The organism is Pseudomonas sp. GW821-FHT11G12, from assembly GCF_058808055.1.
Map to the genome: position 1 here is coordinate 371,544 of NZ_JBXARH010000002.1, position 15,783 is coordinate 387,326.

At 61.9% G+C, this 15,783-nt stretch carries 18 protein-coding genes; 8 read left to right on the plus strand and 10 right to left on the minus strand.

What is annotated here, in order from left to right:
- Positions 1-12: 12 nt before the first annotated feature.
- The 3 genes from AC1RR7_RS09400 to sutA all read left to right on the plus strand — a co-directional run bounded on the left by AC1RR7_RS09400 (position 13) and on the right by sutA (position 2,421).
- Positions 13-1,350, plus strand: a complete 1,338-nt coding sequence (locus AC1RR7_RS09400) for an ammonium transporter (RefSeq protein ID WP_096817333.1) — start codon at positions 13-15, stop codon at positions 1,348-1,350.
- Positions 1,351-1,566: 216 nt separating this feature from the next.
- Entirely contained in the window at positions 1,567-1,992 is a 426-nt protein-coding gene (locus AC1RR7_RS09405) for a secondary thiamine-phosphate synthase enzyme YjbQ (RefSeq protein ID WP_085731425.1), read from the plus strand.
- Between the two features lie 102 nt (positions 1,993-2,094).
- Positions 2,095-2,421 carry a dormancy-specific transcriptional regulator SutA gene (gene sutA / locus AC1RR7_RS09410; protein ID WP_007951900.1) on the plus strand — a complete coding sequence of 109 codons (327 nt, stop codon included), beginning with the start codon at positions 2,095-2,097 and terminating at the stop codon, positions 2,419-2,421.
- Between the two features lie 65 nt (positions 2,422-2,486).
- Here sutA and AC1RR7_RS09415 read toward each other — a convergent pair whose 3' ends face one another.
- Genes AC1RR7_RS09415 through lptM form a run of 6 tightly spaced genes read right to left on the minus strand, consistent with a single transcriptional unit; the run spans position 2,487 to position 7,094 of the window.
- Positions 2,487-3,191, minus strand: coding sequence for an HAD family hydrolase (locus AC1RR7_RS09415; protein WP_096817335.1), 705 nt, complete (start codon positions 3,189-3,191; stop codon positions 2,487-2,489).
- Positions 3,188-4,087, minus strand: a complete 900-nt coding sequence (gene xerC, locus AC1RR7_RS09420; protein ID WP_085731427.1) for a tyrosine recombinase XerC — start codon at positions 4,085-4,087, stop codon at positions 3,188-3,190. Before xerC ends, AC1RR7_RS09415 begins: the two co-directional genes overlap by 4 nt.
- Before the next feature lie 2 nt (positions 4,088-4,089).
- Positions 4,090-4,815 (minus strand): DUF484 family protein, encoded by a 726-nt coding sequence (locus tag AC1RR7_RS09425; RefSeq protein ID WP_096817337.1) that lies wholly within the window; start codon positions 4,813-4,815, stop codon positions 4,090-4,092.
- 13 nt (positions 4,816-4,828) lie between these two features.
- The gene (gene dapF, locus AC1RR7_RS09430; RefSeq protein ID WP_096817338.1) at positions 4,829-5,659 is read right to left on the minus strand and encodes a diaminopimelate epimerase; all 831 of its coding nucleotides are present in this window, start codon (positions 5,657-5,659) and stop codon (positions 4,829-4,831) included.
- 4 nt (positions 5,660-5,663) lie between these two features.
- Entirely contained in the window at positions 5,664-6,911 is a 1,248-nt protein-coding gene (gene lysA, locus AC1RR7_RS09435; protein WP_096817340.1) for a diaminopimelate decarboxylase, read from the minus strand.
- 9 nt (positions 6,912-6,920) lie between these two features.
- Positions 6,921-7,094: an LPS translocon maturation chaperone LptM gene (gene lptM / locus AC1RR7_RS09440; RefSeq protein WP_085731736.1), complete on the minus strand. Its 174-nt coding sequence runs from the start codon at positions 7,092-7,094 to the stop codon at positions 6,921-6,923.
- A gap of 239 nt (positions 7,095-7,333) precedes the next feature.
- On the opposite strand from lptM, the gene cyaY reads away from it, so the two are divergent.
- The 3 genes from cyaY (at position 7,334) to rnk (ending at position 8,434) form a co-directional block, all read left to right on the plus strand.
- Positions 7,334-7,666: an iron donor protein CyaY gene (gene cyaY, locus AC1RR7_RS09445; protein WP_007951887.1), complete on the plus strand. Its 333-nt coding sequence runs from the start codon at positions 7,334-7,336 to the stop codon at positions 7,664-7,666.
- Between the two features lie 4 nt (positions 7,667-7,670).
- On the plus strand, positions 7,671-7,895 hold the full coding sequence (locus AC1RR7_RS09450; RefSeq protein WP_493157213.1) for a DUF1289 domain-containing protein: 225 nt from the start codon (positions 7,671-7,673) through the stop codon (positions 7,893-7,895).
- Between the two features lie 128 nt (positions 7,896-8,023).
- Complete coding sequence (rnk, locus tag AC1RR7_RS09455; RefSeq protein WP_065258140.1) at positions 8,024-8,434, plus strand: nucleoside diphosphate kinase regulator; 411 nt, start codon at positions 8,024-8,026, stop codon at positions 8,432-8,434.
- 7 nt (positions 8,435-8,441) lie between these two features.
- Here rnk and AC1RR7_RS09460 read toward each other — a convergent pair whose 3' ends face one another.
- From AC1RR7_RS09460 to AC1RR7_RS09470, 3 genes are all read right to left on the minus strand, one after another.
- Complete coding sequence (locus AC1RR7_RS09460; RefSeq protein WP_096817343.1) at positions 8,442-11,285, minus strand: class I adenylate cyclase; 2,844 nt, start codon at positions 11,283-11,285, stop codon at positions 8,442-8,444.
- A 194-nt stretch (positions 11,286-11,479) separates the two neighbouring features.
- Entirely contained in the window at positions 11,480-11,725 is a 246-nt protein-coding gene (locus tag AC1RR7_RS09465) for a TIGR02647 family protein (protein WP_007951883.1), read from the minus strand.
- A gap of 191 nt (positions 11,726-11,916) precedes the next feature.
- Positions 11,917-12,201 carry a hypothetical protein gene (locus AC1RR7_RS09470; RefSeq protein WP_102620727.1) on the minus strand — a complete coding sequence of 95 codons (285 nt, stop codon included), beginning with the start codon at positions 12,199-12,201 and terminating at the stop codon, positions 11,917-11,919.
- Between the two features lie 123 nt (positions 12,202-12,324).
- Here AC1RR7_RS09470 and AC1RR7_RS09475 point away from each other — a divergent pair, with 123 nt between their 5' ends.
- Positions 12,325-12,984, plus strand: a complete 660-nt coding sequence (locus AC1RR7_RS09475) for a glutathione S-transferase family protein (protein ID WP_096817345.1) — start codon at positions 12,325-12,327, stop codon at positions 12,982-12,984.
- 60 nt (positions 12,985-13,044) lie between these two features.
- Here AC1RR7_RS09475 and argH read toward each other — a convergent pair whose 3' ends face one another.
- Positions 13,045-14,439 carry an argininosuccinate lyase gene (gene argH / locus AC1RR7_RS09480; protein WP_096817347.1) on the minus strand — a complete coding sequence of 465 codons (1,395 nt, stop codon included), beginning with the start codon at positions 14,437-14,439 and terminating at the stop codon, positions 13,045-13,047.
- A gap of 471 nt (positions 14,440-14,910) precedes the next feature.
- On the opposite strand from argH, the gene AC1RR7_RS09485 reads away from it, so the two are divergent.
- Complete coding sequence (locus AC1RR7_RS09485; RefSeq protein WP_096817349.1) at positions 14,911-15,657, plus strand: LytR/AlgR family response regulator transcription factor; 747 nt, start codon at positions 14,911-14,913, stop codon at positions 15,655-15,657.
- Positions 15,658-15,783: the final 126 nt, after the last annotated feature.

The window sequence follows — 15,783 nt, forward strand, 5'->3', positions numbered from 1 at the left end:
GGAGAAAACAATATGACTCTGCGTAAATTCGCAGGGCTAGGCGCCCTGTTGTCCATCGTAATGCCCGGCCTGGCTTTGGCGGCAGATCCGGTGGCGCCTCCAGTCCTCAATTCCGGCGATACCGCCTGGATGCTGACCTCGACGGCCCTCGTGCTGTTCATGACCATTCCCGGCCTCGCGCTGTTCTACGGCGGCATGGTTCGGTCGAAAAACATTCTTTCCGTGATGATGCAGTGCTTCGCCATTACCGGCCTGGTCACCATCCTGTGGTTCCTTTATGGCTACAGCATGGCGTTCGACACCACCGGGATGGAAGCCAACGTCGTCAACTTCAACTCCTTCGTCGGCAGCTTCGGCAAGGCTTTCCTCGCGGGCATCACGCCTGCCAGCATTACTGGCCCGGCGGCGCTGTTCCCTGAAGCCGTGTTCGTCACTTACCAGATGACGTTCGCCATCATCACCCCGGCGCTGATCGTCGGTGCCTTCGCCGAGCGTATGAAGTTCTCCGCGATGCTGGTGTTCATGGGCGTCTGGTTCACCCTGGTGTATGCACCGATCGCGCACATGGTCTGGAGCGGTCCGGGCTCGCTGCTGGGTGACTGGGGCGTGCTCGACTTCGCCGGCGGCACCGTGGTGCACATCAACGCCGGTATCGCCGGTCTGGTGGCGTGCCTGGTGCTGGGCAAGCGCAAAGGCTTCCCGACCACCCCGATGGCGCCGCACAACCTCGGTTACACCCTGATGGGCGCCGCCATGCTGTGGGTTGGCTGGTTCGGCTTCAACGCCGGTTCCGCCGCCGCCGCCAACGGCACTGCCGGCATGGCGATGCTGGTCACCCAGATCGCCACCGCCGCCGCTGCACTGGGCTGGATGTTCGCCGAGTGGATCACCCACGGCAAACCTAGCGCACTGGGTATCGCTTCGGGTGTGGTTGCTGGTCTGGTAGCAATCACTCCGGCAGCCGGCACCGTGGGCCCGATGGGCTCGCTGATCATCGGTCTGGCCGCCGGCGTGGTGTGCTTCTTCTGCGCCACCACCCTGAAACGCAAACTCGGCTATGACGACTCCCTGGACGCCTTCGGCGTGCACGGTATCGGCGGTATCCTCGGCGCGATCCTGACTGGTGTGTTCGCCGCTCCAGCGCTGGGTGGCTTCGGCACCGTCACCGACATCGCCGCACAAGTCTGGATTCAGTGCAAAGGCGTCGGCTTCACGGTGATCTACACCGCGATCGTCACCTTCATCATCCTCAAGGTGCTGGATGCCGTGATGGGTCTGCGCGCTACCGAGGAAGAAGAATCGGTGGGCCTGGACCTGGCACAACACAACGAGCGCGGCTACAACCTGTAAGTACGCGCCTCAAAAAAACTTGCCCGGTTCGCCGGGCATTTTTTTGTCCGGAATTTGTCATCCTTGAGATGGCTGTAAGGATTTTTCGTACTGCTTTGGTCGTGTTTACGACGGGTGTTTTTCTACGGCCAATGGCTTACATCATTGAAGGAATATTAGGGCCTTTGTTTTTTTTCAGAGCGCGCTAGAATGCGCCCCGAACGTGCGGAGAACTGTATGTGGCAACAGACTCTGATAACCCTGCGGGCACGGCCCCGGGGCTTTCATCTGGTAACGGAAGAGTTGCTCGCCGGACTGCCTGAACTCAAGGCATGCCGGGTCGGTCTGTTGCATTTGTGGCTGCAGCATACCTCGGCGTCGTTGACCATCAACGAGAACGCCGATCCGGCGGTACGTCGCGACTTCGAACGATTTTTCAATCGTCTGATCCCACAAGGAACAGACGGCTATGAGCATAACGACGAAGGCCTGGACGACCTCCCGGCGCACTTCAAGGCCAGCGTGCTGGGCTGTCAGATCAGCCTGCCGGTTTCGGCGGGTCGGCTGGCACTGGGCACCTGGCAAGGCGTTTACCTGGGCGAGCACCGCGATCATGGCGGTGCCCGTAAAGTCCTCGCCACCTTGCACGGTGAAGAGGCATAAACCGTTGGTCACCAATGGTTACCGATTTTTTTACGGCGACTTTCGACAGTCGCCAAAGCTGGTCTATAACTAATCTGCTTTTCGCAAGTCATGAGGTAGAACATGAGCGACGATGATCTGGAAAACGACGACCTCGAAGTAGGCGACGAAGACGAGGCCGAGGACGGTCTGGAAGCAGCAGCGGAAGACGTTGCTGAAGACGATGGCGGTGACGATACGCCGGCCCCGGCTGCCAAAGGCAAGGCCAAGGCTGCGGTGTCGGTCGATGAGTTGCCGAGCATCGAAGCCAAGAACAAGGAGCGCGATGCCCTGGCCAAGGCCATGGAAGAGTTCCTTGCGCGCGGCGGCAAGGTGCAGGAAGTGGAGGCCAATGTGGTCGCCGATCCGCCCAAGAAACCGGACAACAAGTACGGCAGCCGCCCTATCTGAGGCGTGCCGCTTGCTTGCTGAAAAAGCCCGCCGTCGCTGCGGGCTTTTTCATGGGCGAAAGAAATCTAGCCGCGGCTGTTCCAGCGGGCGAGAACAGCCGGTAGATCGGTCAGGCTGCGAATTTCGGCATCCGGCAACCGCTCCGCTTCCCAGACCTTGCCTGCCGGGTTGAACCAGATGGCACGCAAGCCGGCCTGCTGCGCCCCGGCGATGTCATCTCCCGGGTGATCGCCAATATGCACCGCCGCTTCGGCGCTCACGCCACCGCGTTGCAGGGCTTCATGGAACAGCCGCGCATCGGGCTTGGCGATGCCGATGTCTTCGGCGCACAGCGCAAACTTGAAGTAGTCCGCCAGCCCGAGGCGGCGTACATCGGCGTTGCCATTGGTGACCACGCCGAGGGCGTAATGCTTGGCGAGTGTTTCCAGGATCGGCTCGACTTCCGGGAACACCTCTATCTGATGCCGGGCATGCAGAAACACTTCGAAACTCTTGTCCGCCAGCGCCGAGGCTTCACCGTGGGCATAACCGGCTTCTTCCAGGGCGTGGAACAGCACCCGCCGACGCAACGCACTGATGCGGTGCTTGAGTCCCGGCTCGCTGGCCAGCACCCGTTCGCGGATCGACCACAGGTGTTCCACCGGCACCGCGCCCAGATTCGGCGCATGTTCGCTCAGCCATTCGCGCAAAACCGCTTCGGCGCTGACGATCACCGGGGCGGTGTCCCACAGGGTGTCGTCGAGGTCGAAGGTGATCAACTGGATGCTCATGAATCGTCGCCTTTCATGCGTTTGGCCCGTGGATGGGCGCTGTCGTAGACCGCCGCCAGGTGCTGGAAGTCCAGGTGGGTGTAGATCTGGGTGGTCTTGATGTCCGAGTGGCCGAGCAGTTCCTGCACGGCGCGCAGGTCCTGGGAGGACTCCAGCAAATGGCTGGCAAAGGAGTGCCGCAGCATGTGCGGGTGCAGGTTCTGCCCAAGTTCGCGCTCGCCGGCCAGTTTGACCCGCACCTGAATTGCGCGCGGGCCGAGGCGTCGGCCTTGCTGGCTGACGAACACCGCATCGTCCGCCGGGTTGGTCAGCGCTCGCAGTGGCAGCCATTGCTCCAGTGCTTCTCGGGCCTTTTTGCCCACGGGCAACAGGCGCGTCTTGCTGCCCTTGCCGAGCACCTGAACCATGCCGTCGGCGAGGTCGAGTTGATCGAGATTGAGCCCGGTCAGCTCCGACAGGCGCAGGCCGGACGAATAGAACAATTCCAGAATCGCCTGATCGCGCCGGGCCAGAAAGTCGTCCTCGACCGCACCTTCAAGCAGTTGCAGGGCGCGATCGGTATCGAGGGTTTTCGGCAGGCGACGTTCGCCTTTGGGCGGCGCCAGGCCGGTGGCCGGATCGTGATCGCAGAGACCTTCGCGATTCAGATAGTGATAGAGACCGCGCACCGCCGACAGCAGGCGCGCCAGGCTGCGCGAGGACTGGCCCTGGGCATGCAGGCGGGCGATCAGGCTGCGCAGGCGCTGGATGTCCAGGGCCTGCCAGCTGCCGATGTTCTGTTTGACGCACCAGCCGAGGACTTTATCGAGGTCGCGCCGGTAGGCCGACAGTGTGTGCGGCGACACCTGCCGCTCACTGCGCAGGTGTTCGCAGTAAGCGTCCAGTTGTCGTTCCATGGTCAGCGTACCGAGCGCAGGGAGCTGTTGACCCGTGGCAGCACGCGGCCCATGACTTCGGCGATGTAGCTGAGGAACAGCGTGCCGACCGAACTCTTGTAGTGCTGCGGATCACGGCTGGCGATGGCCAGAATCCCGTGGATGCCCTGGTGGCTGACCGCGACCACGGCGGTGGAGCCGATCTGCTTGCGCTGCTCTTCGCCGAACAGGAAGTCCAGCTCGTGTTCGCGCAGGCTGCCGCTGATGCTCTTGCCTTCGGTGAGCAGGCCGCCGATGGCGGTTTGCGCGTCGGCGTGGGTCACCCAGCGGCCGACCGGAGCCGGGTTGTCGCCGAGCAGGATCAGGCTGACGAAGGGCACCTGGAAGTCCTGGCGCAGACTGTCTTCGACGCTGATCACCACGTCTTCCAGGGTGGCCGCGTCCATCAGGGCGAGGATCAGGCGACGGGTCTTGTCGAACAGGCGATCGTTGTCCCGGGCGACGTCCATCAAGTGCGAGAGGCGATGACGCATCTCGATGTTGCGGTCGCGCAGGATGGACATCTGGCGCTCGACCAGCGACACGGTGTCACCGCGACGATGGGGGATGCGCAGGGACGGCAGCAGTTCTTCATGTTCGACGAAGAAGTCCGGATGAGCCTCCAGGTACGCGGCAACCGCTGCCGCCTCCAGGCTCTCGGACGCTGTTTCACCGGACTGTCGGGCGGGTACCTGAGGCTTATCGGTCATGGCTTCTGCTCACTCAAAGACGGACTTGTCCTTCGTATACACGCACTGCCGGACCGGTCATCAGCACCGGTTGGCCAGGGCCTGCCCATTCGATGGACAAGCGCCCGCCCGGCAGGTCGATCAGCAGTGGCGAATCCATCCACCCCTGGCTGATCGCAGCTACAGCAGCAGCGCAGGCGCCGGTGCCGCAGGCCTGGGTTTCCCCGGCGCCACGTTCCCAGACGCGCAGTTGTGCGCGATTACGGTCGATGACCTGGATAAAGCCGACGTTGACCCGAGCTGGAAAGCGCGGGTGGTGTTCGATTTTCGGACCCAGCTCATGCACCGGTGCGGTGTTGATGTCCTGCACGCGCAGCACGGCGTGGGGGTTGCCCATCGACACCGCTGCGAGCTCGACCGATGTACCGTCGACGTCGACCTGATAGCTCAGGGCCTGCTCGGTCGCCTGGAACGGAATATCCGCCGGCACCTGACGCGGGGCGCCCATGTTCACGCCGATCTGGCCGTCGTTACGCACGTCCAGTTCGATGATGCCGCCCTTGGTCTCGACGCGAATCAGACGCTTGGCGGTCAGGCGCTTGTCGAGCACGAAGCGTGCAAAGCAGCGCGCACCGTTGCCGCACTGTTCCACTTCGGAGCCGTCGGAGTTGAAGATCCGGTAACGGAAATCCACATCCGGATTGCTCGGCGCCTCGACGATCAGCAACTGGTCGAAACCGATGCCGGTGTGCCGGTCGCCCCACATTTTTGCGTGCTTGGGCTGAATGTGCGCGTGCTGGCTGACCAGGTCGAGGACCATGAAGTCGTTGCCCAGGCCGTGCATCTTGGTAAAACGCAGCAGCATGGGGTTACTCCGGCAGCAGGCTTTCGCCGGCAAACAGCTCGGCCACGGTCTCGCGGCGACGCACTTCAAACACCTGATCGCCATCTACCAGCACTTCGGCGGCACGGCCGCGAGTGTTGTAGTTGGAGCTCATCACAAAACCGTAGGCACCGGCCGAATGCACGGCCAGCAGGTCGCCTTCTTCCAGCGCCAGTTCGCGATCCTTGGCGAGGAAGTCGCCGGTTTCGCAGATCGGGCCGACCACGTCGTACTGGCGTGCAGCGGTGTCGCGCGGTTTGACCGCAGTCACGTCCATCCAGGCCTGGTACAGGGCCGGGCGGATCAGGTCGTTCATGGCGGCATCGACGATGGCGAAGTCTTTGTGCTCGGTGTGCTTGAGGTACTCGACCTGAGTCAGCAGCACGCCGGCGTTGGCGACGATGAAACGGCCCGGCTCGAACACCAGCGCCAGATCACGACCGTCGAGACGCTCGCGCACAGCCTTGATGTAGTCGGCGGCCAGCGGCGGCTCTTCATCGCGATAACGCACACCCAGGCCACCACCGAGATCGATGTGGCGCAGGTGGATGCCGCAATCGCCCAGACGATCCACCAGATCCAGCAAGCGATCGAGGGCATCGAGGAACGGCGGCAGGGTGGTCAGTTGCGAGCCGATGTGGCAATCGACGCCAACCACTTCCAGGTTCGGCAGATGCGCGGCACGTACGTACACGTCTTCGGCGTCGGCGATGGCGATGCCGAACTTGTTCTCTTTGAGACCGGTGGAAATGTACGGGTGGGTGCCGGCATCGACGTCCGGGTTCACGCGCAGCGAGATCGGCGCGACAACGCCCAGCTCGGCGGCGACCACTTGCAGGCGCTCCAGCTCGTCGGTGGATTCGACGTTGAAGCAATGCACGCCGACTTCCAGCGCGCGACGCATGTCGTCACGGGTCTTGCCGACGCCGGAGAACACGATCTTGTCAGGGCTGCCGCCGGCGGCCAGGACGCGTTCCAGCTCGCCACGGGAAACGATGTCGAAACCGGCGCCGATGCGGGCCAGGACATTCAGTACGCCGAGGTTGGAGTTGGCCTTGACCGCGTAGCACACCAGGTGCGGCATGCCGGCCAGTGCATCGGCGTAAGCCAGGTACTGGGCTTCGATGTGGGCGCGGGAGTAGACGTAGGTCGGTGTGCCGAAGCGATCGGCGATGGCGGACAGCGCCACACCTTCCGCGAACAGCTCCCCGCCACGGTAGTTAAAAGCGTCCATGGCGATCCCTTAGTAAACGTCGTGCTTGTGTGCCTTGGAGGCAGGCTGCTTTTGCGAAGACTGGGCTTGTGCGGCCGGGTCCTGATCTTCATCGGGCAGGTACAGCGGGCCTTTCTGACCGCAGGCCGAAACGAGACAGGCAACCGCGACGAGCGCAGCAAGGGAAGAGATCAGGCGCTTCATGGCGAAATCCTTGAATATGCGTTAATTGCGCCGGAGTATACCGGCCACCCGGCAGCTTGCCTATGCGACGGAACTCCCGTCCGGCGGGGCTCGGGCTGCGGCGAAGAAACTTTTCCCGCGTGACGGGTGCATATTTCGTCGCCGGGCAGGGCGCTTGGTCGTTATCCTTTGCAATCGGCTGGCAGCGACCGTATCTTGCGGCGCTTGAGCCTGATCAGACATTTTTTGAGGTTGCCGCAATGAGTTTGTCCGAAGCCCGTTTCCACGATCTGGTCGATGAAACCCAGGAAAAACTGGAAGACATCTTCGACGACAGCGACCTGGACATCGACATGGAGAACTCGGCCGGTGTGCTGACCGTCAAGTTCGAGAACGGCACCCAGCTGATCTTCAGTCGTCAGGAACCGCTGCGTCAGCTGTGGCTGGCCGCTGTCTCCGGTGGTTTCCACTTCGATTACGACGAAGAAAGCGAACGCTGGATGTGCGACAAGAGCGAAGAGCAGTTGGGCGAGATGCTCGAGCGCATCGTCAAGCAGCAGGCCGGTACCGAATTCGATTTCGAAGGCCTGTGATTTCGTGACTGACACCGCGCCCGCCCGTCCGCCGAAGCCGCTCTACAGCAACGTCAGCCCGGCCGTGCCTTCGCCGTGCACCGGCGTGTGTCGGCTGGATGAGCAGAAGGTCTGTCTCGGCTGCATGCGCCATGTCGAAGACATCCGCGAGTGGCGCTCGGCCGATGACGAGCGCCGCCGGGTAATCTGCGCGCAGGCGATGCAACGCCGAAAGCTCGCCGGAGCGTAGCTTGTATATTTTTTGAGCTGTGATAGTGTCCGGAAACGCCTCAACCCATCGAGGCCTGGTGAAAACCCCGTCTTTTTTGGCGGGGTTTTGCTTTTTTTGTGTGCAGAAGAAAGGAGTCTGCCCGGATCATGACCGCACCTTCCATCACCCTTACCCGTCTGGACGTGCAACGTCTGGAGCGCCTGATCGACAGCCTGGATGACACGCTGCCGGGCGTGATCGCGCTGCAAACCGAACTGGACCGCGCCGATACGCTGGTCGGCCACGATGAAGTGCCCGCCGATGTCGTGACGATGAATTCCCGTGTGCATTGTCGCGAAGAGGGCAGTGGCAAGGACTATCACTTGACTCTGGTTTATCCGAAGCACGCCAACGCCGATGAAGGCAAAATCTCGATCCTGGCCCCGGTCGGCAGTGCGCTGCTGGGCCTGAAAGTCGGCCAACACATCGACTGGCCGGCACCGGGTGGCAAGACCCTGAAGCTGACCTTGCTGGAAGTCGAATCGCAGCCGGCCAACGGCGGCGACTTCCCGGAGTAACCCTGCCTCAGACCTGCTCGAGCGCCTCGTTCAGAGAGCGCTCCAGGTCAGCCTTGTAACGCAGATACAGATTGCTCGAACTCTGCCCGTCACCGATCACACCCGAGAGATCGAGGTCGGTGATGTAGCAGCGGTAGCGCTCGGTTTCCCGGCGCTGCCCGACAATCTCCCGGGCGACCACGCTGAACAGCTGGTCGCCATGTTCCAGCTCGCTGAATTCCCGCTGATTGCAATACAACGTGACCTGCACTTCGCCCGGTGCGGCTTTGCCGATGATCGCCTGCACGTCGTAGAACGGCTTGTTGACCGGGGTCTGCGGTGCCGGGCGCATTTCGACGCGTCGCGCGCGTCCCGGTCCTGAAGGCAATAACTGGTAATACAAGATTTCAAGGCTGGCGGCGTGGTTCGAGTCCATCGGCAGCAGTGCTTCGCGACGGAACTGGATCGATTGCAGGAACCGTTGCAACGGCACCAACAGGCTTTGCTCGTCGTGATAGGGCAAGTGTTGTTGCCACAGCGCATTGAATTCGTCGAGCACGTACAGCTCGGCCGTTTGTTCGGTGATCCGGTAGAACACCTGAATGCATTCGGGCTGGCCCATCGGCAGGATCAGCGCGAGGTCGTGGTCTTCCAGCGCCATCGGGTCCAGGTGCAGCGGGCTGTAGCGCGGTTGCTCCTCGCCCAGGTAATCGAGCAGCGCCGGCAGGGTGGCGAGAGCGACATGGCTGACCTGGCCCGGCACCAGTTCCAGTACGTGATAGTGCTGTTGCACCTGAATCAGGTAGCGGTGATTCAGGTCGCTGAGCAGCAGGTTCTGAGCGGTGTCGACGATCTCTTCCACCCGGCGGGCGATGAATTGCGCACGGTTGTGGCAGAAGCAGCGCACCCGCAGCGATGGCTGCTGCGGCCCGCGCGGCAGGTTGTTGAGGTAGTCGCGCAGGCAATCGAGCAGCGCATGCGGGCCGTCGAAGCGATTGACCAGCACTTCGTTCCAGCTGTTGAGCGTGACCTGATCGAGGGTCAGCACCAGGTTTTCGCGCACGCCGGCATAGCTCAGGGAGTCCGTGCGCTCGGTGGTCATCAGGATGTTCAGGTCGCGGTGATGCTTGAGCGGGTCGACCCCGACATTCACCAGTATCAGCACTTCGCTCGGCACGCTGGCGTGCAGCAGCGGTTCTTCGGCAACGGTGGGCAAGGGCAGGGCGATGCTCTGTTGCAGGCTGCCGAGCAGGTTGAACAGCTCGAACTCGCTCAGGTCGCTGGTGCCGGGATGCAGGGCCAGTCGTGTGCTGCTATCGATCACGCCGTTGCGATGGCACCAGGTCAGCAGTTCCAGCAACTCGCGGCTGCGCTTGATCGGTGCGAAGTGTTCCCACTCCAGCGCCGTCAGGCTGCCGTTGTACAGGCCCCACTGGGTTTGGCCCGGTTCCTTTTTGTTCGGCGACTGCACCAGGGTCAGGGTGTCTTCGGCCAGATCCGGGGCGATGCCGGGGTTGATGAACTCGACCTTGTCGGCCTTGCGTTCGAACGCGGCGTACAGGCGTCGGCCGAGAACGTTGAGATCACGTTTGTTGATCAGGCTGACAGTCTGCTCGGTGCGGGCGAACTGGGTGAGAAAGCGGTAGCTGTAGTTCAGCTCGTTGACCAGGGCCCGGCGCTCGGCGCTGACCTGACGGACTTTCCACTGACTGCGACTGTCGAGCAGCGCAAGCTGACGCTGGTCCCAGTGCCATTCGCTGGCCAGCCTTTCCAGCAACGAACGCTGCCAGCTCTGGGTGCGACTGTTGCCGGTGAGCTTGCGGTTGACCTTGAGGTACAGCGCCCGACGCACCAGCTCAAGCCGCTCCGGTTCGTTGCGTGCGGTGAGGTATTCCTCGATCCGGCGGTAAACCACCATGTACGGATCCAGCTCGTCGAGGTCTAGCCGGTTGGCGAATACCGCCTGCTTGAAGCGCAGGCTCAGGCACTGCACCTGCGGGTGCTCGCTGGCGTAGACCTCGATCAGCAGCAGCTTGAGCACCGACTTGTAAGGCGATTCGATGCCCTTGAACAGCTGCCACAGCCCGGCGCCCACGAATTCGCCCGGTGGAATGTGCGCCAGCGGTCCAAGGTCGAGGGTTTCATCGTTGCGGATAAAGCGTTTGGACAGCAGCGTGTGGGTGTACTGATCGTAGGCCCGTTCTTCGTAGACCGGCACCAGCCACCAGATCGGCGTACGCCCGGCCAGCCAGATCGCGGTGCGGTAGAACTCGTCCAGCAGCAGATAATGCTGGGTGGTGCCGCAATCCTCGGAACTGAGCTGGGTATCGCGCTCGCCTTTGACGAAGCGTGTCGGGTCGATCAGGAAGAAATGCGCCTCCGCGCCCTGGCTCGCGGCCCAGACTTCGAGCAACTGGCACTTTTTACGCAGCTCGGCGAGTTCGCTGTCGCTCAGGTCGGGGGCGTGGCACACCCACACGTCCATGTCGCTCTGGTCGGCCTGGGCCAGGGTGCCGAGGCTGCCCATCAGGAACAGGCCATGAATCGGCCGTGGCGGATTGCTGCCGTGGCGCGGCTTATAGGAAAACGAACGCGTCAGGCGCTGGGCTTCGGTGAGGGCGTCGGCGTCCGGCTCGTAATTCGACAGCCCGGCCGGTGTGCTACCCGAAACATAGCCGGGCAACAGCGGATGATTGACGTGGAAAAACAGCGGCAGCAAGGTCAGCACGCTTTGCTGGCGCGTCGACAGGCCTTCCAGCGCCCGGCTCAGGCGACCTTCGTTGAGTTTCAGAAAGCGTGCGCGCAGCTGGCTGAGTACCTTGCGGTCGATTCCCTCGTCCAGGTCGGGGCGGATTTCATGGGTGCGGGTCATGTCGACTCAAACCGGCTCGCAGGGCTCGGAGGCAGAGGGTCACGGAATGCGGGGGAGTTTAGCGCCTGTGCAGCGCGAGCATTAAGCTGAATTTGTTTTTTGACGTCAGATTTCCACCGCGCGGCGATGGCTTGCAGCCGGGCTGGCCCGCGGAAATCCCGTGGCAGAGGTTTCCGTGGGCAAAGTCGGGAGGATCAGGCGGTTTGTTGCTCTTTCAGAATCGTCAGTACGGTTTGCACGTTTTGTGCGGCATCGCGACCGAGGCTGGTCAGGTAACCGCCATCAGGCTGGTCTGTCAGTTCTTTTTCAAAGAGGCGTTGGGCAGCAGCAATGTGCTTCGGGGCAGCGGTCTGATGAATTTTCAGGCCTTCCTGGGAACTGTCCAGGTTGAAGAGTGCGAGGACTTCCAGTTCGGCAACCAACTCAGGGGTAAGCGACATAAGGACTCCAGACTTTCTAGGAATTGGACGACAGCGCCCCTAAGGTGAACCTGCCGGCGCGACCTGTCCAGTGTGCGTCGGGGTTTTTGTCTCGGGGGTGGATTCCAGTGTAGTCAGGGGCCGGGAGAAGGCCGCAGAGATGGGTGACAAATTGTGTGGGAGCAGAGCTGCTCCCACATCGGGTTGCCCGGTTAAGCCTTTTCCGGTGGCAACTCGGGCAGTGCACGAAGGGCCGCTTCGTACCATTCGGTATTGAACGCGCGGTCGTCATCGAGCATGGCGTCGATCTCGTAAGCCAGCACGTGGGCCATCAGATTCAGGATGTCTTCGCGCTCATAACCGACCAGCGTCAGCTTGTTGAACGTCGCCTTGGCCGCTGGCGGGTTGTCGCTTTCGATCTGGTTTTCGATGGCTTCGATCAAAGTGCTCTCGGTGAACTCTTCTTCGTCGTTATCGATGTCTGTCGGCTCGCTCATGGCAGGCTCCTCAAGGAAAGGCGCCAGTTTACCCGCATTCAGCGGCGTGATGCTGCTGGCAGGATTCCCCGGAGCGATCTATAAACAGGCACTGCCCACCCCGCACGGCCTGGAGGCTATGTGATGTTCAAGCTCTACGGATTCTCAGTCAGCAACTACTACAACATGGTCAAACTGGCGCTGCTGGAAAAAGGCCTGCCGTTCGAGGAAGTCACGTTCTACCCGACGCCTACGCCTGAGTCTCTGGCCATCAGCCCGCGCGGCAAGGTGCCGGTGCTGGGCGCCGAAGGTGGCTACATCAACGAAACGATGGTGATGCTCGAATACCTCGAAAGCACTCAGAAGGGTGTCTCGCTGCTGCCGAGCGATCCGTTTGCGCGCGCCCAAGTGCTGGCGGTGGCCAAGGAAATCGAGCTGTACATCGAGTTGCCGGCCCGTGCCTGTTACGGCGAAGCGTTTTTCGGCGCGGCGCTGCCGGAGGCGATCAAGGAGAAGACCAAGGCTGAATTGCTGCTGGGGTTTGCGGCGCTGGGCCGTCACGGCAAGTTTGCCCCGTATGTGGCGGGCGACAGCCTGAGTATTGCGGATTTGTATTTTCTCTACAGCGTGCCGCTGGCGGCTGCGGTGGGGCACAAGCTGTTCGGTCTGGATCTGCTGGCGGACATGCCGAAGGCCAAGGCGCTGCTGGAGCGACTTGAACAGAATCCGCATGTGCAGAAGATCGCAGCGGACAAGGAAGCGGCGATGCCAACGTTTTTGGCGATGATCGCGGCCAAAAAGTAGAAATTTTGTTCTGAAACAAGTTCGCGGGCAAGTCGATAGTTCGACTTGCCCGCGATGCTTTTAGCGGCTGGCGATCAGCGCCTGACCGCGAGCTACGGCAGCCTTGACCTGCGCCGGCGCAGTGCCGCCGATGTGGTCACGGGCATTCACCGAGCCTTCCAGGGTCAGCACGGCAAACACGTCCTGCTCGATCTGGTCGCTGAACTGACGCAGTTCTTCCAGGCTCATTTCCGCCAGATCCTTGCCGGTGTCGACGCCGTATTTCACGGCATGGCCGACGATCTCGTGGCAGTCACGGAACGGCAGGCCACGGCGAACCAGATAGTCGGCGAGGTCGGTGGCGGTGGAGAAGCCGCGCAGCGCTGCTTCACGCATGATCGCGTGCTTCGGTTTGATCGCCGGGATCATGTCGGCAAAGGCACGCAGCGAGTCGCGCAGGGTGTCGGCGGCGTCGAACAGCGGCTCCTTGTCTTCCTGGTTGTCCTTGTTGTAGGCCAGCGGCTGGCCTTTCATCAGGGTCAGCAGGCCCATCAGGGCGCCGAACACACGGCCGGTCTTGCCACGTACAAGCTCTGGCACGTCGGGGTTTTTCTTTTGCGGCATGATCGAGCTGCCGGTGCAGAAACGGTCCGGCAGATCGATGAACTGGAACTGCGCGCTGGTCCACAGCACCAGCTCTTCGGAGAAGCGCGACAAGTGCATCATCGCGATGCTCGCGGCCGAGCAGAATTCGATGGCGAAGTCACGGTCGGACACGTTGTCCAGCGAGTTGCCGCCGACAGCGTCGAAGCCCAGCAGTTGCGCGGTGTATTCGCGGTCGATCGGGTAGGTGGTGCCGGCCAGCGCGGCACTGCCCAGTGGCATGCGGTTGGTGCGCTTGCGGCAGTCGACCAGGCGCTCGTAGTCGCGGCTGAGCATTTCGAACCAGGCCAGCATGTGGTGCCCGAAGGTCACGGGCTGGGCGGTCTGCAGGTGAGTGAAGCCCGGCATGATGCTGCCGGCTTCGCGCTCGGCTTGCTCCAGCAGTCCTTTTTGCAGGCGGGTGATCTCGGCCAGGATCAGGTCGATTTCGTCGCGCAGCCACAGGCGGATGTCGGTGGCGACCTGGTCGTTGCGGCTGCGGCCGGTGTGCAGCTTTTTACCGGTCACGCCGATGCGGTCGGTCAGGCGCGCCTCGATGTTCATGTGCACGTCTTCGAGGTCCACGCGCCAGTCGAACTGGCCGGCCTCGATTTCACCCTGGATGGTCTTCAGGCCATCGATGATGCTGTCGCGCTCGGCATCCGTCAGCACGCCGACCTTGGCCAGCATGGTGGCGTGGGCGATCGAGCCCATGATGTCGTGGCGATACAGGCGCTGGTCGAAAGTGACGGAGGCGGTGAAGCGGGCGACGAAGGCGTCGACGGGTTCACTGAAGCGGCCGCCCCAGGACTGATTGGTCTTGTCAGTGCTCATGAATTCGCTCGTATCGGCTTGAAGAAAGAAGGCGTGAAACGCTGGCGCGGATAATAACAGGGTTGCCAATCCTGTCGCTGACACTGGTCGATACGTTTTTTTCTCATGTCGAGGTTCATAGTCGCCGCCGGTTCCGGGGGATTTGCTCAAGGATATTTTCCGATTGAGCAATATCGGCCCGGCGAGCGTCTACAGTAGGACTAAGGGTCGGCGCAACTGTGGATCGCGCAAAGGTCTGGCCGCCGACTATAAGAAGAGAGGGGTGGGTGTATTGACCATCGGCATACCCTGCGTAAAACGCAGACAGCAGCGAGCTTTGAGTGGTGCGTCCCGGGTGTCGGCAAATATTGCCGGCCGACGTACGGCACTTTTTGCCGCTCGCGCTAGTCTTAGCGTGGATCGCGGTGACGGACGTCACTCCACTTGTCTACGCTATCCTTGTGCGAGACTCACGCAGGAATCCAGCGCAATATGAATGTCCTGATCGTTGATGACGAACCACTGGCCCGCGAGCGCCTCGCCCGAATGGTGAGCGAGCTCGAGGGCTACACAGTCCTGGAGCCCAGCGCCACCAATGGCGAAGAGGCGTTGGCACTGATCGACAGCCACAAGCCGGATATCGTGCTGCTCGATATCCGCATGCCAGGCCTCGATGGCCTGCAAGTGGCTGCCCGCCTGTGCGAACGCGAAACCCCGCCCGCCGTGGTGTTTTGCTCCGGTATCGATGAATTTGCCTTGGAGGCCCTGCAGGCCAGTGCCGTGGGCCATGTGGTGAAACCCGTGCGAACCGAACATCTGCAGGAAGCCCTGAAAAGGGCTGAACGTCCGAATCGGGCTCAGCTTTCGGCCCTGACTCGTCCCGCCGCCGAAAGCGGCACCGGCCCGCGCAGCCACATCAGCGCGAGAACCCGCAAAGGCATCGAGCTGATCCCGCTGGATCAGGTGGTGTACTTCATTGCCGACCACAAATACGTGACCTTGCGCCATGAAACCGGTGAAGTCCTGCTGGACGAGCCCCTCAAGGCTCTGGAAGACGAATTTGGCGAGCGCTTCGTGCGCATCCATCGCAACGCGCTGGTGGCTCGAGACCGCATCGAGCGACTACAACGTACGCCGTTGGGCCACTTCCAGTTGTTCCTCAAGGGGCTGAACGGTGACGCGCTGATCGTCAGTCGCCGGCATGTGGCGGGCGTGCGCAAAATGATGCAAGGGCTTTAGTCCGCAGGCGTCGGGCGGCTCTCAACTCTTTTCACCAGGCATTGCCGGCCAGGGAGGCCACGCCGTTTCTGATTCAGGTCAAAGTGGATTTGGCTGAGCTGTTATTATCCGCCGTATCTATTCAGT